This window comes from Aquimarina sp. MAR_2010_214 (genome assembly GCF_002846555.1).
In the GTDB taxonomy this organism is placed as follows: Bacteria; Bacteroidota; Bacteroidia; order Flavobacteriales; family Flavobacteriaceae; genus Aquimarina.
Genome location: NZ_PJMS01000001.1, coordinates 922860 through 947875, shown reverse-complemented (window position 1 = coordinate 947875; position 25016 = coordinate 922860). Strand labels below are relative to the sequence as shown.

Here is a 25016-nt window from a genome sequence, read left to right as displayed (position 1 = left end):
AATTACGCAAGCTAATAAGTGCTAAACCCAAAGGTTTACACTTACTTTTCCCCACTCCCGCTAGTCGCGTCAAATATTACATCATACCTAATAATCAATTTTTTAACTTTTTATTCTAAAATTTGTATTACTCAAGTTTAGTATCTTTCCTGCTTCAATCAAAAACATCAATATGTTCAAATCACTCTTCACTGCAATTCTTTGTTTTGTATTTAGTATTGCGTCTTATGCACAAGAAGCATACTTTACAATCGACCCCACCTTAACTCCAGACGGGCAGACTATTATATTTAGTTATGATGGGGATTTATGGAAAGTGCCCTCTCGTGGTGGCGAGGCATCCCGACTTACCGGAATGCAAGGTGACGAGACATTACCAACTATTTCTCCCGATGGGAAATGGTTAGCTTTTAGTGCTACCCAATATGGTAATAAAGACGTGTATATCATGCCTATAAAAGGAGGAGAAATTCGTCAACTTACTTTTCATGATGCTACCGATGATGTAGATAGCTGGTCATGGGATTCAAAAAAAATATATTTTACCTCATCCAGAGAAAATCGTTTTAGTGGATATGAAGTAGCTGTTTCTGGTGGGACTCCAAATCGTTTATTTAATCATTATTTTAATACCGTTCATAATATAGTACCCCACCCTACCACAGGAGAAATTTTCTTTAATGAAAGTTGGGAAAGCAAAAATTTTACGCATAGAAAACGATATAAAGGAGATTATAATCCTAATATAAAATCCTATAATCCCCAAACTAAAGAATATAAAGAACACACTTCGTATAAAGGAAAAGATTTTTGGACGACAATAGACAAAAATGGAAACCTCTATTTTGTTTCTGACCAAGCTAACGGAGAATATAATCTGTACACATTTAAAAATGGTAAAAAAACGACCCTAACCAAATTTGACACCTCTATCGCAAGACCACAAGTAAGCGCTAATGGAAGTCACGTGGTTTTTGGTAAAGATTATCAAATTTACCTGTATGATGTAGCCACTAATACCACAAAAAAAGTACCGATTAAGATCTATCTTAATAACACATTAGAAAAAACCCGGGATTTTAAGACAAAGGGGAACATTACCAATTTTGATATTTCCTCTGATAATAAAAAGATGGCCTTCGTTTCGCGTGGTGCACTATTTGTCTCTGATCCAAAAGGTAAATTTATTCAGCAAATACCTGTCAACCCTGCAGAACGAGTAGTTGAGGTAAAATGGCTTAAGGATAATCGCACCTTGTTATACAACCAGACTGTAGATGGATATCTTAATCTATTTACTATTTCTGCGGAAGGAAAAGGCAAAGAAAAACAAATCACCTCTGATTCTCGAAGTAATGTAAATCTCGAAATAAACCCAAAGCGTACCCAAGTAGCCTATATAAGTGGTAGAGATGAATTACGCCTTCTTAATCTCGAAAACCTAAAAAGCACTACTGTTGTAAAAGATGAATTCTGGGCACTATATCCACCGCAACCCAGGTTTTCTCCAAATGGCCAGTATCTCGTTTATAATGCGATACGTGATTTTGAACAAGATGTTTTTACCTATCACATCCCTTCAAAAAAAATAATAAATCTTACCCAAACCGGGGTAAACGAAAGTAGTCCTTTCTGGTCCCCTGATGGTAAATACATCTACTTTAGTTCTAACCTTACACAACCCAGTTACCCTTATGGACTAGATGAAGCTGGTATTTATCAAATGGCATTAGATAAGTATGAAGCTCCCTATACTTCTAATAAGTTTAAAGAATTATTTGTAGAAGTAAAAGAAGACGATAAAGATGAAAAGGAAGATGCCGATAAAAAAGACAAAACTGAAACGATAAAGATCAATATTAATCCAAAAGGGTTGATGGAGCGTATAAAACGTATTAGTCCTGCTTTTGGATATCAAGGTGGAACCTATGTTTTTGATAAAGAAGAAACCTCTTATGTGTTTTATATCTCTAATCACGATGAAGGAGATGCTAAACTATGGAAAACTACTATAAAACCATTTGAGAAAAATAAAACAGAGAAAGTCGGAGATGCCAAAGTTTCTGGTTATCAAATAGCATCGGCAAAAGAAAATCATTATATACTGTTAGAAGGTAATATTCACACTCTCAATATTGAAAATAATAAGACCGAAGAAATCAAAATTGACCATAAATTCAGAAAAACATTGTCTGATGAATTTCAACAGATATTTTGGGAAGCCTGGGCCGGTTTTGGAGAAAACTTTTATGATGGGGATTTTCATGGAGAAGATTGGAAAAAACTTAGAGATCAATATGCAGCTTACTTACCTTATATCAATAATCGTTCTCACTTAAGACTATTATTTAATGATATGTTGGGTGAGCTAAATACATCTCACTTTGGGTTTCGTTCTACCGGTAAAGAGGAAAAGAAGTTTTATAGTACTAAAACACTGGCAACAGGAATTGTTTTCTCTAAAAATGATCCATATCAGGTAGAAAGAATTATTACCGACAGCCCTGCAGATGTAGCCAACAAAAATATACTCCCAGGAGATCGATTAATCGCCGTAAATAACCAAAAAATCGATTCAAAAAATAATAGAGAACTATATTTTACGCAACCATCTCTGGATCAGGAAATACAATTAACACTCGAACGTAATTCGCAGAAGATAACAGTAAATCTACACCCAATCTCATCGAGAAGCTTAAGAAGCTTACGCTATGATGAATGGGTCGATAGTAACCAATCCTATATAGATCAAAAAAGCAATAAAAAAATTGCCTATGTTCATATGAAAAATATGGTACGTGGGGAACTCAAAAACTTTAAAAGGGAAATGGTTTCTGAAGGGTATAAAAGAGATGCCCTAATCCTGGATTTACGAAATAATACAGGAGGAAATGTGCATGATGAGGTATTACAATTTTTATCTCAGAGACCTTACTTAAAATGGAAATATAGGGATGGTAAACTTACCTCACAGCCCAATTTTGCACCCGCGGTAAAACCTATCGTAATTCTGATAAATGAGCAAACCTTAAGTGATGCAGAGATGACTTCTGCTGGTTTTAAAGAACTTGGTCTGGGTAAAGTTATAGGAACAGAAACCTATAGATGGATTATTTTTACCTCTAGCAAAGGCCTGGTAGATGGTTCCTCCTATCGTTTACCTTCCTGGGGATGTTATACATTAGATGGTAAAAATTTAGAAAAAACAGGAGTTGCACCAGATATTTATGTCAAAGAAACATTTAAAAATCGTTTAGAAAATAATCAACCACAATTAGATAAAGCAGTATCAGAAATAATGAAGCAATTAGGGAGTAAATAATTGTCTAAAAATAACAACATCACATTGTGATGGTATTTGTATCTTACTTAACAATGTATGTTTATGAGTAATCCTACGCAACTTGAAAGGTATAAGTCTTTATTAGATTTTTTAGATAAGAAGTTCAAAGAAGATATCACTATCAAAGATATAGAAGAGGTATCGTATTACTCCTATCGAAATATAAATCGAATATTTCTTGCGCTACATCATGAAACGATCGGAAAGTACATCAAAAGAATTAAGCTAGAGAAAGCAGCACAATACATTAAATATTCTGACACTACTATTTCTGAAATCGCTTTTTTTCTTGGATATAGTGACATCGCAGCTTTTAGTAAAGCATTTAAAAATCAATTTAATTGTTCTCCTTCTCAATTTAGAGAAGATCAGGAGTTTAAACGACAACTATTTCAAAAAACAATAGATCCACATAAAGTGAGTCAACAATCCTCAGTTACTTTTGAAATTGAAGAATTACCCAGTCTCGATTTTCTATACCTAACCTATCAAGGTACATTTGAGAATATTAAAGGTATTAAAGAAACCTGGAAGCAACTCATAACGTATGCATCAAAAAATAATGTATTTGATCATGATACCATATGTATGGCAGAAATATTAGATGACAATGATATTACTGATAGTGTACATTGTAGATATAATGCGGGTATTGTTATAGAATCATCATCAAAATTTGAAGTAGAAGGGTTGTTTAGAATCAAAACGATAGCGCCTCAAAAATATGCCAAATTTCTTCATAAGGGAAGTCATGAAGACTCCATAATCACTTATGATTATATATATTCACATTGGATCACAGACATACAATTAGAATTAGTAGATAAGCCTACATTAGAGTTTTTTCTTAATGATAATGCAGATACTCCGCAACACGAATTACTTACCGAGATTTATATTCCTATCAAATAACATATTGTCCAAAATTAACAAACATGTGCTTTAGTATAGCTATTACTTTTGCTTCATAAGTAAAAAAACATGAAGAACTTTACGTTTCAAAAACACTGGTACTTAGGAGTTTTAGGATGTATTGGTTTCTATACATTCTCAGATGTGATCGATTATTACCATGGTCAAGGTTCCATTTGGGGATTATTAAGCCTCTTATGGTTCCTTTGGTTTTTATACTTCATACCAGAAAACCAACAGCAAAAATGAATATAGAAGAAATTGTTTTCCTTTTCCAGACTTCAGAGATACTAAACTATGTAGCGTATTTCTTTATCATCAATATAACACTTATCTTTTTTGAAATTTGCTTAGACTTTTTTACTAGCAAGGAACGAAGATGGAAAGATACAGGAGCTAACATCATTATATTTTTTCTCGGACAATTATTAGAAAAAACAGTCTTTGGTTCTATTGGGATCATTTGTCTCCTGCCCTTTTACCATCTATCACCACTTGAGATTCCTATGAATGGCTGGACCTGGATTTTAAGTCTGTTGGCTGCTGATTTTACATATTACTGGATGCACAGGCTAGAACATGAGCATCGTATTTTATGGGCCAATCATAGCGTACATCATTCTTCTGAAGATTATAACCTAACGGTATCTATGCGATTAAGTATTATTGAAAGTGCAATTGAGTGGGTCTTTCTTATACCAATGATATTAATGGGTTTTAATCCTTTTCAAGCAATAGTTTCATTAATTTTTGTTGCACAATATCAAACGTGGATACATACTGAAAGAATTATCAAACTGGGTTGGTTAGACGAAATATTTAATACTCCATCTGTGCATAGAGTTCATCATGGTTCTAATCAAAAATACCTCGACAAAAATTATGGTGGAGTTCTAATACTATGGGATAAACTATTTGGTACTTTTCAGAGAGAAGAAGAAAAAGTGATTTATGGGTTAACGAAAAACATAAATTCTAATAATCCTATCACTATCAATTTTATTGAATACAAAAATATATGGAAAGATGTAAAACAATGCAGAACCTGGGTTGATCGATTTAGAATTATCTTTGGTAGTCTCATATGGCGCCCTTCTTACTTTAAAAACCACAAAAAAACAATACATGACAACTATAACAATAGCTAATAAACTAGTAGAATTGTTACGAGAAAAAAAATTCTTGGAGGCTCAGCAACAATTATTTGCTACAAATGCGATAAATCAAGAACCTGATAAATTTAAAGAAAAATCAGTAGTAGGTTTAGAAGCTATGGTTCAAAAAGAAAAACGTTTTCTTTTGTATGTAAAAAAATGGAATCATTTTGAGGTTTCAGAACCATTAGTGAGTAAAGATCATTTTAGTATACGAATGATTACAGATGTAACCATGGTAAATAATGACAATATAGAAATCGATGAGATCATTGTTTATGAAGTAAGTGATGGAAAAATCATAAAAGAGCAATTTTTTTATAAGTAGTAATGATCAAATTGCTTTGTATAACATACTTAAGAGAGAGATCATTATTATGCTTAATCGTCTAAGTTAAGTTCTTCAAGGCCTAAATTTTCAAAGAAAATATCAATATCAAAATCATTTTCAAAAGCCAATTTATAAAACATCTTGGCTTTTTCTTCATCTTTATCGACTTCCTCTCCCATAATATACATTGCAGCCAATTGTCCTGCAGCTTTACCATGACCCAGATTAGCAGCTTTGGTATAATATTCTATTGCTTTATTGGTGTCTTTTGGTATAGTTTCATATCCTCTAGCATAGTACGCCCCCAGATTATAGATTGCTCTGGTATTATTGTTTTCTGCAGCTCTAATACACCAATCCAACGCTTTTTGTACATCTTGTTCTGCTCCTATTCCCTGAGTATAATAAATACACAATTCGAACATCGCATCAGCATTTCCTTTATTGGCAGATTCCTGATGTGCCAATAAAGAAGCTTCCGGGTTTTCTTTGTATGCATACCCTTGATATAACATATAACCCTTTAGTAAATATAATTCTCCGCTAGGATCTTCTTTCTCCAATTTTCTAACTAAACCGATAATATCATTAGTGGGTATAGAAGTGAGATTAGCAAAATAGGCTATTCTTATATATTTTATCCACGCATCGATGCCATATTCTGATTCTGCAGCCAATTTAAAGTAAGAAACCGCTTTCTCAGCATCTTGATCGACACCTATACCTTTATAATAAATCATACCTAATTCGTACCAACCACCAGCGTTACCAGAATCTCCTGATCTAGTAAATAAGTCAATCATTTCATCAACCTTGTTGATATTTAATATCGCAATCATCAAATCTCCCCTCTCAATTTTTTCCTGAATTTCCTTAGCCTTTTGATAATCTGTCATAGTAGTATTTACTTTAGTAGTACAACAAGCAAAAAAACAGAATATCCCTATGAATATCGATAGTAATTTCATTTGTGTGTTTTTGATTTGAAGAATTCCTGATTTCATTTCAAATATAATATAAAAAAAGAGCGAGTTCTTAATATAAAAACAATCAGACTGCCTCAAATAATTTTCCCGGTAGCGGTTTCACAACCCCTTTTAGCTCCATATTAAGTAAAACAGAAGCCGTTTTAAACGTAGGGATTTGGCACTGTAAAGCTATAACGTCTAATAGTTCTTTTCCGTTATCGGTTAAAAAATTATAGATTTTCTTTTCTTGCTCATCTAACTCTACAAATAATTTTTTTTGTACAGCAGGTTGCTTATTCTCATCAAGTTTCCAATTAAGCATATACATTAGATCCGCAGCACTGGTAAGCATATGGGCTTGCTGGGTTTTTATCAACATATTACATCCCTTGCTTAAAGGGTCATGTGCTCTGCCAGGAACCGCGAATACATCGCGATTATAAGAATTAGCAATATCAGCAGTCACCAAAGAGCCTCCTTTATCAGCACTCTCAATAACTACAGTTGCCTCACTAAGTCCTGCAATAATTCGATTACGGCCCAGAAAATTTTTGCGATCAAAAGTATCTGTGCTCCAGAAATCTGTAAAAAACCCGCCATTTTCCTCGATCTGAGCAACATACTTCTTATGCGCTTTAGGGTAAATTTGATTTAAGCCATGCGCCAGGCAACCTACAGTTTGTAGATTATGTTTTACAGCTGCTCGCTGCGCTGTGATATCAACACCATAAGCAAAACCCGATACGATAACAGGATTTACAGGCGCCAGTGTTTCTATCAATTCTTCGCAAAACTGTACTCCATATCGAGTTACTTGACGAGTACCTACAATACTCACAATTTTTTTGTGTTGAAGATCAATATTTCCCGAACTAAACAATACCACCGGGCTATCAATACAATGTTTTAATCTTTCTGGATAATCTTGTTGATCATACACCAAATAATTAATATTATTTTCCTGTACAAATTGAAGCTCGTTTTCTGCCATTCTTCGATACTCCGGATTATGCAAATCTTTGATTTTCATTTTCCCTATTCCATCAATTTTGAGTAGGTTATTTGTTTTTTCGGCAAGCACCGCTTCTGCATCGCCAACTTCACGTATTAATTTTTTGATAGAGCTATCTCCAAGATTGGTTACTTTTTTAAGAGTGAGTAAAGCCAGAAGTTTTTCGATATTCATGTAATAAATTGTAAGTCAGTGCAAGTAACAAAAAAAATAGAAACTGTTAATAAATTCAGCCGCTAGAGTTTAAATGACTTCCATTTTTTTATACCTTTGGAATAATTAATTGTCACTAACAAGGAAAGCATATTTTTAGAAGGGGTAATGAATAACACAGCTAACTACATAAGCGAACTATTATATCGATATGAATGTATAATCCTACCGGGTTTTGGAGCGTTTTTAACTAGGCGTCAACCAGCTACAATCCAAGATGGCACTACTACTTTTTATCCTCCTCAAAAATTAATTTCTTTTAATAGCCAATTACAAAACAATGATGGCTTGTTAGCTAATTATATTGCATCTGCAGAGAACATCTCATATACAGATGCTGTTGCCAAAATCCAGCGTTATGTTTTGTCTCTTAATGAAAAGATGGCAAAAGGACAACGTATAGAATTAGAGAAAATTGGTTCATTCTATACTTCGGTAGAAAATACATTACAATTTGAACCTTTACAAGAAGTAAACTATCTTACAGAAGCTTTTGGTTTACATTCTTTTGCATCCCCTGTAATTAAAAGGGAGATTGAGATCAAACGTGAGGTATATAAGGAAAATGTTGAAGCTATCGAAGAAGTAATCCCGCTTGCATTTACTCCAGAAAAACGTCGTGAACGTCCTTATTTACAATACGCAGCTGTTGCAGCAATTGTATTAGGAATTGGTGGTTTTTTTGGTTTAAAACAAGTTAGTGATACTAATGTAAGTTACAATAACAAAGAATGGCAAAAAGCTAATCAAGAAATCGAAAACAGAATACAGGAAGCTACTTTTGAAATTTCAAACCCACTCCCTGCAATCAACCTTAATATTATAAAAGGTAAAGAAAACACTACTACAACTCCTGAAATATCTAAAACTGTATCAGGAAGTTTTCATATTGTCGCTGGAGCTTTTAGAGTTGTATCTAATGCAGATAATAAAATACAAAAACTTAAATCACAAGGGTTTAATGCTCATCTTATTGGGGTAAACAAATATGGCTTACATCAGGTAGCATATGAAAGTTATGAAAATCGTTCTGAAGCAATACAAGCTTTAGCCAGAATTAAAAGAGAACAAAGCTCTAAAGCCTGGTTATTGATTAAAAAGTAATCCAAAATCACACTACAATTATATATTGTAAGTATTTTGTTATCACCGCAACAAAATACTGTACTATGAAGTTTAAATACTCATAAATTATACCTGTTGTTATTTTCTCATTATGGTATTACCGCATATCTTTGCAAAAATTTAAAATTGCATGGAATCCAGACACCCTTCAGAATCTCTTACTACTTTAACCGATTTGGTACTAACAGGAGAAACCAATCCTTTAAATAACTTATTTGGAGGAGAACTTTTAGCTCGTATGGATCGTGCAGCAGGAATTGCTGCAGGTAGACATTCTCGACGAATTGTGGTAACTGCTTCGGTGAATCATGTTGCTTTTAATAAGGCTATCCCACTAGGTAGTGTTGTAACCGTTGAAGCAAAAGTTTCTAGAGCCTTTAGATCTTCAATGGAAGTGTATATAGATGTATGGGTAGAAGATCGCCAGAGCGGAGATAAAACTAAAGCTAATGAGGCTATCTACACCTTTGTTGCTGTAAATGAAAGTGGAAACCCAGTAGCCGTACCTTCAATAACGCCAGAGACAGCACTCGAAAAACAGAGGTATGACGCCGCTTTACGCCGTAAACAATTGAGTTTGGTTCTTGCAGGAAAAATGAAACCTGAGGATGCTACAGAACTGAAAGCGTTGTTTGTATAATCTATACACTCATCACATCTTATAAATCCAACTTTGAGGATTTAATCGTTTTGCATTTTGGTAAATTAAGAATTTCATAATCGTTCTACCTGTTGTTGGATTGGTGCGCACTTCACCTATTGATTGTTTGGTAGCTACTTTCTGCCCTTCTTTAACACTAATATTCTCTATATTATAATATGTAGTGATATAATTACCATGTCGTATTTGTATTAAACGACTTGCTCCTTTAAGTTTTTGGATTGCGATTACTTCTCCTTCAAAAATGGCTCTCGCAGGCTCTCCTGATCTTGTTTCAATTTCTACTCCACTACTATTGATTTGTATATTTGGAAGCGTAGGGTGCGGCTGACGACCAAATTTCTTGGTTACTCTTCCTGTTCCCACAGGCCAAGGTAATTTTCCTTTGTTAGATGTAAAATTATCGGCTAATATTTTGGCTTCAGCAGTAAGGGCAAATGTTGTTGCAGATCCTTTTTTTGTTACTTTTTTACCTGCTTTTTTATTGGCTTTAGCTATGGCTTCCCTAATCAACTTCTCAATTGCTTTATCAATCGCACTAGCTTGTTGTTCTTTTGCTTTGATTTGTTTCGTATAAGTGCCTTGCTTTTTACGAATAGAAGTCATCAAAATTTGTTGCTCCTTCTTCTCTTCTTTAAGCTTATTCTGTTCTTCGCGATTCTCTTCAATCAGTACTTGTTTTTCCTTTTTTTGTCTTGACAGATCTGTATTTAAAACCTGAAGTTCTTTGGTATCATTTTCTATCCGATCTGCCTGCTCTTTGCGATGTTCATTATATTGTTTCATATATTGTAATCGCTTATAGGCCTGAGAAAAATCAGAAGAAGAAAGTAAAAACATAATTCTACTTTGATGAGATTTACTCTTATAGGATTTTGTGATCATCTTGGCATAATCCTTTTTAAGTGCTGTGAGCTCCTTACGATATGCGGCTATTTTTTTAAAATTTGTATTGATCTCCCGAGTCAATAAATTAGCTTGTTGATTGGTAATTTTTATTAGGTTTTTACGTGTCCCTATCTGTGAGTTGATCGTTTCTACTTCATAAAGAACAGAACGTTCCTTACGTTTATTGTTGGCACGTAGTTCTTTCATTTGTTCAATCTCTTCTCTAAGTCTCTGGCGTTCTTCTTCAAGCTGCTGTTGTTTAGCGCTTTGAGAGAAAGATGGACTACAAACTAGTAATAAACCTACAAAATATATACTCTTTAAAAACCTCATTGAATAGTAACTTGCTTATACCCTGATGGTATTTTAAACGGAAAACTCACCTTAGCATTGTAATCTACCGTTTTATAATCAATCTCAATCATGGTTTTTTCTTTATCCTGCAATGCTTCAATATAAATCTCTTTAGGAAAATCTTGATTTCCTACTTTTTGATAGCTTCGATAATTGATCGTTAGATCTCTATTTTCGATAGATTGCTTTAGCCGTTGTGAGAACATTTTGAAGGTACCTGGGTGTATTAAAAACAAGCGTTCAAAAAGTGCTAATTCTGTCTTGGGTCGTAGTTGATATACTTTTCCTGCTATTGAAGATTTGTACTTATCATTTCTCAAGTTAAACAATGCTTGTCCTAAAAGCATCTGCTGTACTTTATCATAATCCAAATCTGTGCCCAACCACTCGCTTAGGAGTTTGAAATCTCCTTCAAAATAGGTGCTATTGATTTTCTCGTAATAACTTACTTTTTCTGGTGTTATGAGTGCTTTTGCCAATGTAATACCCAACATTTTTACACTAATCCAAATGGTTTTATCCCTTTCTATTCGCAGTGTGGCATTAGGACTGTAAGATTGCCTACCATCATCGTATTTTACCTTTATACGGGTATTAAGTGTTCTAAAATTAAAAGACCGATTGTAATGGTTTGCAATTACTTTTTCTGCATTTAGTTTTTTGATACCTGCTTCATTTATCGCCTTGGTCCCTTTACAAGAATTAAGCATCATCAAAGCAATGCACAATAGATAAAATATTCTGTTCATTACCCTTTTACGATTTTTTCTGAAGTTGATTTGCTTTTTGTTGATATTCTGAGGCTTTTGTAGTATCTCCAAGGTTGCGATATGCCACACTCATTTGTTGGTAAAAATCTAATTCCATCTTTAAGTCATCTATTACATAATCTATACCTATTGTTAGAATTTCGACAGCTTCTGCTGCTTTTTCGAGATGAATCAATGCTACGCCATTGGCCAAATAGAAAATAGGTTGAGCAGGATACATTTCTAAAGCTAACTCGCTCCCCGTTTCTACTTTTTCATATCGTTCTAAGTCCAGTTGTAATAATAAGATCCTTTTTAGCAATACAAAATCATTGACATTACTTTTTATTCCTCGCTCATAAAAATTGAGTGCTTGCTCTTTTTTGTCTTTTTTATAATAATAATGACCTAATTCTGTAAAAACTTTTCCATTATTTTGACCATTAGAGAGTAAAGAAACAATACTTGTTAATTGAGATTCGTATTGTGGATTCTTATCGAGATACGGTAAAAAATCGTTAATCACTTTATATTTTGATTCAATATCTATTTTATTGCTTTTTAAAGCAATCTTCATTGAATTAATAGCTTGTTCGATATTATTTTCTTCGAGATAAAACTTATATAGCGCCAGGTGTACGAATTCTGATTTTGGTTTTTTCTTCAGAAGTAATTTAGCCGTTTCAAATGCTTTTTCTTTTTGATTATCTTTACTATAAAGGTAAATCAGGTTTAAATAATTCTGTTCTACCTTGGGTTTTTCTTTTATTTTTTGCTCTAGTCTACTAATTTGACCATTTGGATCGATAATTTTTGAAGATATTCTTTTTCTTATTCGATTACGATATTCATCGGTTCCATATTCGTCATCTAATTCATCAAGAACGATTAATGCATCTTCATATCGTTTTTCTAAAAAGTACAGATTTGCCAATTGCTCTTTAAACAAAGGATTGAATGCAACCAATTTTTCTACTACTGCTACTGATTCTTTATATTTTCGTTGTTGAAAATAAACTTCAAACAAAAGCTCCAGAATAAACCTATTATTAGGCTTGTCAGCTAATACTTTTACGAAATTATCTTCTGCATCCTGATATCGTTTTAGTTCTAAATAATTCTTACCTAGTTCTAAATATAAAAAATCGGGTTTTGGATCAATCTCAATACACTTTTCTAAGGCTTCAATTGCCTTATCATAATTGGTAATTGCTTTTTGCTTTAGCGCTTCAAAAAAATTCTCTTGAAATTCATCAGAAACATTTCCTAGATCGTCAATATTTATCTCTTGTTTAGGCACTATCTCCTGAGACAAGACAATATTGTTTCCACTCCCAAAGAATAGACATAAAAAACCTATATGTTTCCAATAGTTAATCATAAATAGCGTTCTGCACAATACTGGTATTGCATCATAAATTATTCCAAAACAGAATAGTCTCCAATACTTACTGTAGTGAAGTTTCCATCATAAACAGCATTATTTCCTATCATAGCATTGTCTAAGTTAGCATTTTTTATGACAGTTTTGGTCTGAATAAGACTATTTTTGATTGTAGCATTCTCAACAGTACATCCATTTCCTATTGAAACATTAGGTCCTACGGTAGCATTTTTTAACGTTACCCCTTCACCCAAATAACAGGGAGCAATAACCGTTGAATTTTCTTGTGTAACTGCATTACTAACCAAATGCTCTCCATCATTTTGTAAAAATCCTAGCATCCTGGTATTTGTTTCGACAGTGACATTTTTGTTTCCACAATCCATCCATTCATCTACTTGCCCGGTTACAAAGACTTTTCCATTACTCATCATTCTCTTAATACCATCATTAATCTGGTATTCTCCTCCATTAATAATGTTATTATCCAGAACATATTGTAGTTCATTTTTAAGAACTGCTACATCTTTAAAATAGTATATTCCTATTACCGCTAGGTCTGACACAAAATCTTTAGGTTTTTCTACCAATTCTACGATCTGATTTTTGTCATTTAGTTTTACCACACCATAAGCTTCTGGTTGATCTACTTGCTTTACCCAAATTACAGAGTCTGCATTTTTATCAAGGTTAAAATCTGCTCTGATCAATGTATCTGCATATGCAATTACTGCAGGTCCAGACAAAGATTCTTTGGCGCACATAATTGCATGACCAGTACCCAAGGGTTGATCTTGTCTATAAATAGATGCTTTTGCTCCCAGATTTTCTGCCAATGTTGTTAAACTTTCTACTACATCATCTCCAAAAAATGCGGGATCACCTAATACAAAGGCTATCTCCTCAACTGGTTCTCCTAAAACTTTAGCAATATCAGTTACTAATCGGTGTACTATTGGTTTTCCGGCAACCGGAATTAATGGTTTTGGAACTGTGAGCGTATGAGGTCGTAATCTCGACCCTCTTCCTGCCATTGGTACTATGATTTTCATGTGACTTTAAATTGGTTTTATGGTGATTGTTATTTTATTTAACTCCTGTACTTCCAAATCCTCCTTCTCCTCTAGAGGTTTCTGATAATTCTGTTACTTCAATCCACTCTGCTCTTTCATGCTTTGCAATTACCATTTGAGCTACTCTTTCTCCATTTTGAATAGTAAAATCTTCATTCGACAGATTTACCAAAATCACTCCTATCTCTCCTCGATAGTCTGCATCTATTGTTCCTGGTGCATTGAGTACTGTAATTCCTTTTTTGGCTGCCAGTCCACTACGTGGACGTACTTGTGCCTCATACCCTACTGGTAACTCTATAAACAATCCTGTTTTTACAATTGTACGCTCTAGTGGTTTTAACATTATTGATTCTGCTAAATGAGCTCTTAGATCCATTCCTGCCGAAGCAATAGTTTCGTAATGAGGTAAATCGTGTGATGATTGATTAATTATTTTTATCTGCATATTAACATCCTATTATCCTGTAAAAAAATTTAGATTACTTTATCAAAAAAGCTGAAAATCAAAATTTTATCTGGATTTATCTTTTTAAAATTTGTTTTAATTCTTTTTTTTCTGAGGCGTACAAAATTACTAAAAACCCAAGTAACAATGGGATAGAAATTATATAATTACTATCAAAAACATAAAATGACAAAATCGAAAAGGTAATGGATATAGAAAGATACATTCCTATTTTCTTAAGATTATAAGGAATAGGGTAATACTTTCTGCCATAATACCATGATAATATCATCATAGATCCATAAGCAGCTAATGTTGCTATAGCCGATCCAAGGTAACTGTATTTTGGTATCAAAATAAAGTTTAATACCAATGTAATTATGGCTCCTATTACAGAAATATAAGCTCCAAACTTAGTTCTATCTGTAATTTTATACCATACAGAGAGGTTATGATATATCCCAAGGCAAAGATTTGCCAATAAAATTATCGGAACAATTTTTACGGCCTCCCAATATGCTTGATCTCTTATAATAAAGTCTTTTAATAAATGTACAAAAACGACTACTCCAAGTAAAATAACCGCTCCAAAAGCTACAAAGTATTTGGTAATTCTGGCATAGGTTTCGGGGGCATTCTTGTTTTCGGAGTAGTTAAAGAAAAATGGTTCTATTCCTAATCTAAATGCTGTAGCAAACAAAGTCATGAACAATGCAAGTTTATAACAAGCCGAATATACTCCAACCAAATGATCCGCTACATCCTCTGGTAACAAATAATCCAATAAAATCCTATCAAACGTCTCATTAATAGAATACGCAACTCCCGCTATAAGAACCGGAAAAGCATAGTTCATCATTTTTTTCCAGAGGACTCGGTTAAAACGATATTTAATCTTACTATAGAAAGGGATCAATAATACTAATGTTAATCCACTAGCAATCAAATTAGAAATGAAGATATAATTGATCTCATAATTCTCTATGGTGATACTCTTTAGTATCGAAAAATCTTTTGATAACTCTTTTAAGTATAGTAACAAAATGACATTCAATCCCAGATTAACGATTACATTTACAATCTTAATCAATGAATAGCGCATTGGTCTTTCATTTGCTCTTAGCCATGCAAAGGGGACAATGACTAAAGCATCTAATAAAAGAATCCAGATCACCAAAGTAATATAATCAACTCTTATATCAGTAAGTATTGCTATTTGGTTTTTAAATAGCAAGGCTAAAACAAAAAAGCAAAATGATGATATCACTAAAGATATTGCAGATGTACTTACTACTGCATCTTTATCAGATTCTTTATTAAAAAACCTAAAAAAAGCAGTTTCCATCCCATAGGCTAGTATAACATTAAACAATACAAAATATGAAAATATAATAGATACTTTACCATACTCCTCTGTTGGTAAAATCTTTGTATATAAGGGAACTAGGATAAATGACAACATACGTGGGAGTACTGTTGCCAGCCCATAAATAAAAGTTTGTTTAAAGAGTTTCTGAAATATGCTCAATTGGTGGTGTACTTATAGTTGTAAAAATACAATTTTTTGTCTTACGTATTGTCACGTTTTTCTTACCAACAAACTCGTTTAAATTTTTTAGCCAATTGAAAAAACTTAAACGAGTTCGTTACTAAAAACTAAGAGTATGTTTAAACACCTTACTTCCTGAAAAAGAATACTTCAAGAACTTGGCTTCGGCTCAAAAAAGAGTATTTATCTCGATAAACCTATGTTTTGAACCATTGCCAAAACCTTAAACTAGTCATCTTCAGTTTGTATTCTGTTTAAACATGCTCTAATAAAAATTACTTCTTAACACCTAAAATATCATCAATAGTATTTATAGTCACAGAATGATAGTTTGGTCGTGCTTTCTCATAAATAAGTAATGCTTCTTTTGTTTTATTGTTTCGTTGATAGGCTTTAAAAATAGTAGAAACATACCAACGACGTCCAACAGTAATAAGAAAATCTTCAATTTTTTTATCTACATTATTACCACGGTAATCATGATTTATTGATTGCTCATACCAAACCATTGCAATATAAGAATTGGTAGCATTTGTTAGATTAAAAGTTTTATCAAACATTGCTAAATGTTTTTTGTTTATATCTTTTGGAAAATTGCGAACAAAATACACCCATTCCTGAGTTGTCCAATTTTCGGTAATTTTTACATCTACTTTATTATTTGCAATAAATTGCGTTAACGCTTCTAAGACTTTATCAAATTTATCAGATTTTGCAACTGCTTGATTATCTGGAACACCTGCTTTATAAATCCACTCTTCAGCATTAAACTTAATATCGTCTTTAATCAATAAATTTTCATTCAAAAAAACAATGAATTTCTCTGTACTGATAGTAGAGAAGGCATGTGTTTGAAAGTAATTGTTAAGGAATTTATCGAATTTTTCACGTCCCGCTGTTTCTTCCAATGTTCTTAAAAACAAGTATCCTTTTTCATAGGCAATACTATTCATACCATCATCAGGATTTCGTCCTTTTAAGTTCAGTTTTAATTTAGTCTCATCTGGTGTTGCTTTAAAACTCTCTATTTCATCATCTAAACTTTGTCTACTAATTAATGCTAACATATTTGCCCTATCTACTCCATACAATTCTTCCATTATACGGGTTTCAAAATAAACCGTAAATCCCTCATTAAGCCAAAAATCATCCCAGGTTGAATTAGTAACCAAATTCCCTGACCAGGAATGTGCCAATTCATGTGCTATAACAGATGTTAAGCTTTTATCTCCTGCTATTAGTGTAGGGGTAGCAAAAGTCAGGCGTGGGTTTTCCATTCCTCCAAAAGGAAAACTTGGTGGTAATACGATCACATCAAATTGCTCCCAAGCATATTTTCCATATAATTTTTCGGCCGCAACAACCATTTTTTCCATATCTGAAAACTCATTATGAACAGCATCTACCATAGATTTCTCAGCATAGACCCCAGTTCTGTCACTAATCGCCTTATACTCAATATCCCCAACTGCTAGTGCAATCAGATACGGGGAGATAGGTTGTTTCATTTTAAATTGATACTCTCCATTTTCTGTTTTCTCTTTTGGGTTTTCTGCACTCATTACTGCCATCAAATCTGACGGAACACTTACTGTAGCATTATACGTTATTCTAATCTGCGGACTATCTTGTATGGGAATCCAGGTTCTAGTCAATATTGCTTGTCCCTGAGTAAACAAGAAAGGGTGTGTTTTATCAGCTGTTTGTTGTGGGCTTAACCATTGTAATGCTTCGGTTTTATTGGTGGTTTTATATTGAATTGTTATCGTTTTTGTGGTTTTTTGAATATCAATTTTTAGCGGTTGCCCCATGTATTCATCAAAATTTCCTAATAAAAAATCGGTATCAACTCCATCTGCCTGTACGTTCTCAATTTCCAAAAATTTAACATCCAAAACTATTTCTGAAGCATTGTTGTTTTCTATTTGATACGTAGCACTTCCTTTAATGATTTCTTTTTCAAAATCGACATCTATATCTAAATCCAAATGTTTTATTACTGCTTTATTTGGCTGCGCGAAAGAATGTGGTTCTTCTTCATACTTAGGTAAAGAAGTTTCCTGTTTCAATTCTATTTTTTCTTTTTTAGTATCGGCACAACTTCCTAACAATAGTATTGCACACACCAATAAGGTAATTACTTTTTTCATTTTCTATTTATAAATTTATAGTGTTGAATTATTCTCTTTTATTCAAAAAAGTAGTGTTTCTAGTTTATGAACTCATCTTGAGTAATGCTTTTGCCTACAAAATTCACATTTTGCACCCTCATTTTGCTATTTTTTTTCAACGTAGCTAAGGCTATGCTGAAAAAAATTAACTTCATTATGGCACAAAAGCTATACTTTTCGGCTTAAAACCACTACTCAAGATGAGTTCTATGTATTGTCTCTCTAAACACACCAATATATGACTAGTTTTTCTTTACAATTTCCAATAGTACAGCAATACAATTTACTGATTGTTTCTGGTCGGATACGCTTGCAATTCTTTTTCGGGTACATTATTTAATTTAAAATATCCTTTTTTACCATTTTTGGTATACGCAACAATGCACTCATTATCTTTAAGTTCGAAAGGAGGTTTTTCTTCAACTACTGGTAATTGGTTCTTAAATTCCTCTTTGGGATCATCGCTCATACTCAAATCCTGTTTTCTAGATGGATACGTATGATGACCTACATATACAAGTTCATTGGTTTTATGTCTCAGTTCTATCTTTTTTCCTTTAAAATATGCATGTTCTAATTGTACATCTGGTTTCTCATTAACTTCTATATACAACATAAAACCAGAACCGCCACCTTCGACCCCAGCTATCCATTTCTGAAAATAAACATCTTTAAGCTCTATCGGAGTTTTCATATCTATTTGTTGACTGCTGGCACATTGTGTGCAAGTTATAAGTAGGAATAAAACGCCTATAACACTATATATCATTTTTAAATTCATCTTTCCATAGATTTTTGATATTATAAACAAAACAAATGCCAAAAGTGAAATTAATACATTAAAGTCTAATAGCAGTACATTAATGAATTATGATAATATAATTCACTATAATTTATGGTTATAAGAGCTGTCAAGTTAAAAAAAATCTATTTTTGATTAAAAATCTTATATGTTTTATTGCATAGTTAGGAGTTTTCTTAATATGAAAAAGTAAAAATCTTAATTTTTTATAAATATGAAATCAACTCAAAATTGTCTGGATTTAGGTAACATTTTGTCTCGCTACTACATATATATTCAACTATATCATTTTTTTAGAATAGAGACTACTGATTTAGATAATAGTGTGGTTGTATTTTAAATAAAATTTCAATTAAAAATCTATACCGTTTATATAATGAAACAACAATCTTTTTTAAATCGCAATACCAGAATATTTCTTCTTTTTATGATTAATATTTCTGTTTTCGCGCAAGATGTAACTATTGCTAATCTTAGCGAGACATATTCTAAAGTTACTTTTAGCCCACAAGACTTTGATTTATTAAAATCTGGAAGTAATGCCTTAAGAGGGCTAAAAAAAATACAACTTATGAATTCCTCACCTTGGATAACTGAAACATCAGTAAACTGGCCATTAGGAGCATGGGGAAGAGGGTATTATTATCCTGAAATTCAAAATGCAGAAGATAACTTTGTAAATGAAGAGGAAAGTAAAGGTAAATTTTGGGGATGTCATCCCTTACCTAGAGAAACAAGTAAATTTTCTCGTGGTCACTTACAGGCGTATTTACATACTAATGATCCAACCCAAATAGAATTTGTAAAAGATGGTATCGATTATCTTTTAGATCAACAAGTAAAACCAGATCCACAACAAAATAGCCTAGGAGGAGGATTTATAGCTCATATTAATAGAGAATCTCAATTCAGTGTCGCAGAATATTACAAAAATGCGGAAGATGCATATACCACTGCTTTTGCTTTGAGGTTATTATCCGAGTATTACTTATCAGGATACAATTATAAGCGAACAGAAGTTTATAATGCCATAGTTAAAGCTTCCGATTGGTTAACTCGTGATGAAAAAAACATTGCGCAATCCATGGTTAATTCTAACGGAAAAGGGCTTACCATTTGGGGATTAAGTTCTGCATATAAAGCAACCCTAGACTGTAAATATTTATCATTAATCTATGTACTAACTCAACAACTAATTGATAGCCAAGACAAAACCTCTACCATTAATAAAGGCGTGTGGTTTACCGGAGGTATTGACGACATAAAACAGAATGACCAAAAAGTTACTGAAGCCTATCATGACACCAAAATCGGATATCATATGTTAATAATAAGAGGGCTCGTCGAAGTATTTGATATTATTCCAGAACAATATTCAGTTTTCAAAAAAGAGGTAGTTAATACAATTAATAGAGCAATAAATCATGTTACTACATACAGAGTGAATGAGTACGATAGTTCCAAAAAAAGATTAAAAGAATGGTGGGTAAAAGATCACCCAACAAATACTGGAATATTAGAGCATTCTGATTTTTATGTTTTTAGTAACACTAATTCAAGAGGTGGAGCAGGATCCTATATAGAACCAATTGTATTACTTACATATTATGGAAAAGATAGTGAACATTACTCCGCACAAGATCTCAACCATCTAAAAAATATTGCCAATTGTTTTGCTAAAGAATTAAGTTCAAATGAACCTGAACATATGAATGCCGTCGGTTATTATACAAATTATTTAAATGCAGTAAGTAATAACACCTCTGTACTTTCATGGACACGTCCAAACTATATAGAGGCAGGATTTAATGCTTCTGAAATCACAGGTAAAGTGGTGAGTGGAGATTTTGATAATGATGGATATAAAGATGATATTGCAGCATTTTTTTACTATCAAAATGGTCTTACCAAAATTAATGTCTGGAAATCAAATAATGAATCCCTAGAGTACCAAGGAAGTAATGGTTGGTGGCAAAGTCCTTCATGGTATAACTCTAACAATATTACAGATCGTGTAGTTGTTGGAGATTTTGATAATGATGGGTATGAAGATGATATTGCAGCGTTCTACAAAACCGGAACCTACGAAACAACTATTCACGTTTGGAAATCTAATGGAGGAGAATTCTTATATGCCGGCTCTAATGGCTGGTGGAACACTAATGGATATGATTCTGACAAAGTATCAGGAAGAGTTGTTAGTGGTGACTTTGATGGAGATACTTTTAAAGATGACATAGCGGCTTTTTATGACAACGGTAATGGAAACTCTGTGATTCATGTCTGGAAATCTAATGGAAGCTCCCTTAGCTATAAAGGTTCAGGAGGCTGGTGGAATCCAAATAGTGGATATGATGCTAATCAAATTACTGGAAGAGTAGTTAGTGGTGATTTTGATGGCAATAATACCGATGAAATTGCTGCTTTCTATGATAATGGAAATGGAAACTCTGTAATTCATGTTTGGAAATATAATGGATCAAATTTCACGTATTCTAATGGTTCTAACGGTTGGTGGAATCCAAATAGTGGATATGATGCTAATCAAATTACTGGAAGAGTAGTTAGTGGAAACTTTTATAACCATTCACACAACAGAGATGAAATTGCCGCCTTTTATGACAATGGCAATTCTTCTGGAAATATTCATTTCTGGAAATTTAACGGTGGTGGTTTCTCTTATGACAAAGGCTCCAGTGGTTGGTGGAATACCACAAGTTATGATGCTAAAACAATTACCGGAAGAATAACAAGCGGTAATTTTGATAATAATGGCGCAGAAGATATCGTGGGTCTAAGTCGGTATGATGAAAATGATACAAAAGCTCATGTATGGGTTTCAAATAGTAATACAACAGAATTTGACTTTACTGGTCAAATAGGCTGGTGGGACGGTTGCAATGACTCTAATAAACAGAGTGTCTCAGGAAACAACAAAGTGTCTACAAAATCAACATCAAATAACCACAAATTCGATAAAAACATAAAGATACACCCTAACCCAACAAATGGTGTTTTAAATATATTAGTAAACGAAAATGAGACGATTAATAAGGTTAGAGTGTATGATTCTAGTGGAAAAGAAATTGATATTGGCATTGATTATTTAAACAATACTAGTGTTATAAGAATAAATACAAATAATCTAGGGCTATATTTAATTACTATATCTACAAACAAAAATATTTATCATCAAAAGATTATTATTAACTAATAGATGACATTATTTTAAAACAATAAAAAACCTCATAAGTTTTCTTATGAGGTTTTGGTATATTTTAGAAAAGTATCTTCTAATTATTCAAGGCTTCGGCACCACCTACGATCTCAAGGATTTCATTGGTGATAGAAGCTTGTCTTGCTTTGTTATATGACAGTTTAAGCGCATCTCTAAGTTCAGTTGCATTATCGGTTGCCTTATGCATTGCTGTCATACGGGCACCATGCTCTGATGCAAATGAATCACGTATTGCTTTATACAATTGTGTTTTAAGTGACTTAGGAATTAATTGTTCTACAATCTCCTCTTTTGAAGGTTCAAATATGTAATCCACATTTGTATTAGCAGCTTCTCCAGCGATTGGTACAATTGGCAAAAATTGCTCTGTTATAACCTCTTGTGTAGCGGCATTTTTAAACTTGTTATACACAACTACAATCTTATCATAAGAACCGCTATTAAAGTACTCCATCAATTCTTCTGCAATAGCAGCGACATTAGCAAATGTAAGATCATCATAAACTTCATTCTTATTTGCAACTACAGTATGTGTTTTAGAAATAATATCATTCACTTTTTTACCAATAGTAACAAAGTCAACTTGCTTTCCAGAATACACATTTCCATATAACTCTTTTGAAGCCTTAACAATATTAGAGTTAAAAGCTCCAGCTAAACCACGATTAGAAGCTATAGCAACAACTAATACTTTATTCACTTCGCGCTGTTCTGAATATGTACTAGCACTATCTCCTTCTAGTGAAGCACTCAAGTTTTGCAGTAGTTCGGTAAGTTTATTTGCATAAGGACGCATTGCAGTAATCGCCATCTGTGCCTTATTCAACTTTGCAGCAGATACCATTTTCATGGCACTGGTAATTTGCATCGTTGATGATACAGAGGTAATTCTACTACGTAATTCTTTTAAATTTGCCATTTTTCTTAGTATTGAGTATTGAGTAGTTAGTAGTGAGTACCTTCTAGATCAATACCATTCTAAATAGTAAACTTTATTTTATTAAGTACAGCGTATTAGATTCTAATACGCTGTACTTAATACTAGTTTTTATATTTTGCTGAAATTTCTTTACAAGCTGCCATTAACACATCGATTACCTCGTCTGTTAATTTTCCTGCTTTTAAAGTGTCTAGTGTATCTCTATGCTTTGCATTAAGATATTCTATATAGTCACTTTCAAATTCTTTTATTTTATTTACAGGCACATCTCTTAATAAGTTCTTAGAACCAGCATAGATGATCGCAATCTGATCTTCTACAGTATATGGGTCATTTTGTGCTTGCTTAAGAATCTCTACGTTACGTTTTCCTTTTTCGATCACATTTAAGGTAGCTGCATCAAGATCAGATCCAAACTTAGCAAACGCTTCTAATTCACGAAACTGTGCTTGATCTAATTTTAGTGTACCTGCTACTTTTTTCATTGATTTAATCTGTGCATTTCCACCCACACGAGATACAGAGATACCTACGTTAATCGCCGGACGTACACCAGAGTTAAATAAATCTGACGTTAAGAATATCTGACCATCGGTAATCGAGATTACGTTTGTAGGGATATATGCAGATACGTCACCTGCCTGTGTTTCGATAATCGGCAATGCTGTTAATGATCCACCACCTTTTACTTTATCTTTTAAAGAATCAGGAAGGTCATTCATATCTTTAGCAATAGTATCATCAGCAATTACTTTTGCAGAACGCTCTAATAATCTAGAGTGAAGATAGAAAACATCTCCAGGATATGCTTCACGACCTGGTGGACGACGTAATAATAATGATACTTCACGATATGCTACTGCTTGTTTAGATAGATCATCATAGATAATTAAAGCAGGACGTCCTGTATCACGAAAATACTCTCCGATTGCAGCACCGGCAAATGGAGCGTATACTTGCATTGGAGCAGGATCAGAAGCATTAGCCGCTACGATAGTAGTATATGCCATTGCACCCTTATCTTCAAGTACCTTAGCAATTAATGCTACTGTAGATGCTTTTTGCCCTATAGCAACATATATACAATATACTGGTTCCCCAGCATCATAAAATTCTTTTTGGTTTAGGATCGTATCAATACAAACTGTTGTTTTTCCAGTTTGACGGTCACCGATTACCAACTCACGTTGTCCTCTACCTACAGGTACCATTGCATCAATAGACTTAATCCCAGTTTGAAGGGGCTCGGTTACTGGTTGACGAAAAATTACACCAGGAGCTTTACGTTCTAATGGCATTTCGAAAGTTTCACCTTCTATTGCACCTTTACCATCGATAGGAGCTCCAAGTGTGTCTACAACACGACCTACTATTCCTTCTCCAACGTTAATCGATGCAATACGCTGTGTACGTTTTACAGTTGCACCTTCTTTAACTTCGATCGAAGAACCTAAAAGTACTACCCCAACATTATCTTCTTCTAAGTTAAGTACGATACCTTCTAAACCAGATTCAAACTGTACTAATTCTCCATATTGAGCATTAGACAATCCGTATACTCTGGCGATACCATCCCCAATTTGTAATACTGTTCCTACCTCTTCTAATGAAGCTGATGCTTCAAATCCAGATAATTGTTGTTTTAATATTGCTGATACTTCAGCAGGATTCACTTCTGCCATAACTATTATGATTTCTCTT

20 protein-coding genes are annotated in these 25016 nt (G+C 33.3%); 8 read left to right on the top strand and 12 right to left on the bottom strand.

Annotated elements, in window-relative coordinates:
* The first annotated feature begins 172 nt into the window (after positions 1-172).
* The 5 genes from ATE84_RS04130 (at position 173) to ATE84_RS04110 (ending at position 5737) form a co-directional block, all read left to right on the top strand.
* Positions 173-3322 carry a S41 family peptidase gene (locus tag ATE84_RS04130; RefSeq protein WP_101446040.1) on the top strand — a complete coding sequence of 1050 codons (3150 nt, stop codon included), beginning with the start codon at positions 173-175 and terminating at the stop codon, positions 3320-3322.
* 63 nt (positions 3323-3385) lie between these two features.
* A complete protein-coding gene (locus ATE84_RS04125) occupies positions 3386-4255 on the top strand; it encodes a GyrI-like domain-containing protein (RefSeq protein ID WP_158237171.1) in 870 nt (289 codons plus the stop codon).
* Between the two features lie 69 nt (positions 4256-4324).
* The gene (locus ATE84_RS04120) at positions 4325-4504 is read left to right on the top strand and encodes a hypothetical protein (protein WP_101446037.1); all 180 of its coding nucleotides are present in this window, start codon (positions 4325-4327) and stop codon (positions 4502-4504) included.
* Positions 4501-5403, top strand: a complete 903-nt coding sequence (locus tag ATE84_RS04115) for a sterol desaturase family protein (protein ID WP_101446035.1) — start codon at positions 4501-4503, stop codon at positions 5401-5403. The genes ATE84_RS04120 and ATE84_RS04115 overlap by 4 nt, the downstream gene beginning before the upstream one ends.
* Positions 5381-5737, top strand: coding sequence for a SnoaL-like domain-containing protein (locus tag ATE84_RS04110; protein ID WP_101446033.1), 357 nt, complete (start codon positions 5381-5383; stop codon positions 5735-5737). Before ATE84_RS04115 ends, ATE84_RS04110 begins: the two co-directional genes overlap by 23 nt.
* Before the next feature lie 53 nt (positions 5738-5790).
* Here ATE84_RS04110 and ATE84_RS04105 read toward each other — a convergent pair whose 3' ends face one another.
* Both ATE84_RS04105 and dprA read right to left on the bottom strand, forming a co-directional pair.
* Positions 5791-6744 (bottom strand): tetratricopeptide repeat protein, encoded by a 954-nt coding sequence (locus ATE84_RS04105; protein ID WP_101446031.1) that lies wholly within the window; start codon positions 6742-6744, stop codon positions 5791-5793.
* 46 nt (positions 6745-6790) lie between these two features.
* Positions 6791-7894 (bottom strand): DNA-processing protein DprA, encoded by a 1104-nt coding sequence (dprA, locus tag ATE84_RS04100; protein ID WP_101446029.1) that lies wholly within the window; start codon positions 7892-7894, stop codon positions 6791-6793.
* A 147-nt stretch (positions 7895-8041) separates the two neighbouring features.
* On the opposite strand from dprA, the gene ATE84_RS04095 reads away from it, so the two are divergent.
* Both ATE84_RS04095 and ATE84_RS04090 read left to right on the top strand, forming a co-directional pair.
* Positions 8042-9037 carry an SPOR domain-containing protein gene (locus ATE84_RS04095; RefSeq protein WP_101446027.1) on the top strand — a complete coding sequence of 332 codons (996 nt, stop codon included), beginning with the start codon at positions 8042-8044 and terminating at the stop codon, positions 9035-9037.
* Between the two features lie 151 nt (positions 9038-9188).
* Complete coding sequence (locus tag ATE84_RS04090) at positions 9189-9698, top strand: acyl-CoA thioesterase (RefSeq protein WP_101446025.1); 510 nt, start codon at positions 9189-9191, stop codon at positions 9696-9698.
* 12 nt (positions 9699-9710) lie between these two features.
* Here the strand turns inward: ATE84_RS04090 and ATE84_RS04085 are convergent, their stop codons facing one another.
* The 8 genes from ATE84_RS04085 to ATE84_RS04050 all read right to left on the bottom strand — a co-directional run bounded on the left by ATE84_RS04085 (position 9711) and on the right by ATE84_RS04050 (position 19029).
* Entirely contained in the window at positions 9711-10940 is a 1230-nt protein-coding gene (locus ATE84_RS04085; RefSeq protein WP_101446023.1) for a murein hydrolase activator EnvC, read from the bottom strand.
* The gene (locus tag ATE84_RS04080; RefSeq protein ID WP_101446021.1) at positions 10937-11710 is read right to left on the bottom strand and encodes a DUF4292 domain-containing protein; all 774 of its coding nucleotides are present in this window, start codon (positions 11708-11710) and stop codon (positions 10937-10939) included. The genes ATE84_RS04085 and ATE84_RS04080 overlap by 4 nt, the downstream gene beginning before the upstream one ends.
* Positions 11711-11717: 7 nt before the next feature.
* Positions 11718-13091, bottom strand: coding sequence for a lipopolysaccharide assembly protein LapB (locus ATE84_RS04075; protein ID WP_101446020.1), 1374 nt, complete (start codon positions 13089-13091; stop codon positions 11718-11720).
* A 38-nt stretch (positions 13092-13129) separates the two neighbouring features.
* Positions 13130-14146: a sugar phosphate nucleotidyltransferase gene (locus ATE84_RS04070; RefSeq protein ID WP_101446018.1), complete on the bottom strand. Its 1017-nt coding sequence runs from the start codon at positions 14144-14146 to the stop codon at positions 13130-13132.
* Positions 14147-14180: 34 nt separating this feature from the next.
* Positions 14181-14615 (bottom strand): dUTP diphosphatase, encoded by a 435-nt coding sequence (gene dut / locus ATE84_RS04065; protein WP_101446016.1) that lies wholly within the window; start codon positions 14613-14615, stop codon positions 14181-14183.
* A gap of 76 nt (positions 14616-14691) precedes the next feature.
* A complete protein-coding gene (locus ATE84_RS04060; RefSeq protein WP_101446014.1) occupies positions 14692-16143 on the bottom strand; it encodes an oligosaccharide flippase family protein in 1452 nt (483 codons plus the stop codon).
* Between the two features lie 296 nt (positions 16144-16439).
* Complete coding sequence (locus ATE84_RS04055; RefSeq protein WP_101446012.1) at positions 16440-18314, bottom strand: hydrolase/aminopeptidase; 1875 nt, start codon at positions 18312-18314, stop codon at positions 16440-16442.
* Positions 18315-18618: 304 nt separating this feature from the next.
* Positions 18619-19029, bottom strand: a complete 411-nt coding sequence (locus ATE84_RS04050) for a hypothetical protein (RefSeq protein ID WP_143273565.1) — start codon at positions 19027-19029, stop codon at positions 18619-18621.
* A 484-nt stretch (positions 19030-19513) separates the two neighbouring features.
* Here ATE84_RS04050 and ATE84_RS04045 point away from each other — a divergent pair, with 484 nt between their 5' ends.
* Positions 19514-22351, top strand: coding sequence for a T9SS type A sorting domain-containing protein (locus tag ATE84_RS04045; protein ID WP_158237170.1), 2838 nt, complete (start codon positions 19514-19516; stop codon positions 22349-22351).
* Between the two features lie 79 nt (positions 22352-22430).
* On the opposite strand, the gene atpG is transcribed toward ATE84_RS04045, so the two are convergent.
* Both atpG and atpA read right to left on the bottom strand, forming a co-directional pair.
* Positions 22431-23294: an ATP synthase F1 subunit gamma gene (atpG, locus tag ATE84_RS04040; RefSeq protein ID WP_101446007.1), complete on the bottom strand. Its 864-nt coding sequence runs from the start codon at positions 23292-23294 to the stop codon at positions 22431-22433.
* 122 nt (positions 23295-23416) lie between these two features.
* Positions 23417-24997 (bottom strand): F0F1 ATP synthase subunit alpha, encoded by a 1581-nt coding sequence (gene atpA, locus ATE84_RS04035; protein ID WP_101446005.1) that lies wholly within the window; start codon positions 24995-24997, stop codon positions 23417-23419.
* Between the last annotated feature and the right edge of the window lie 19 nt (positions 24998-25016).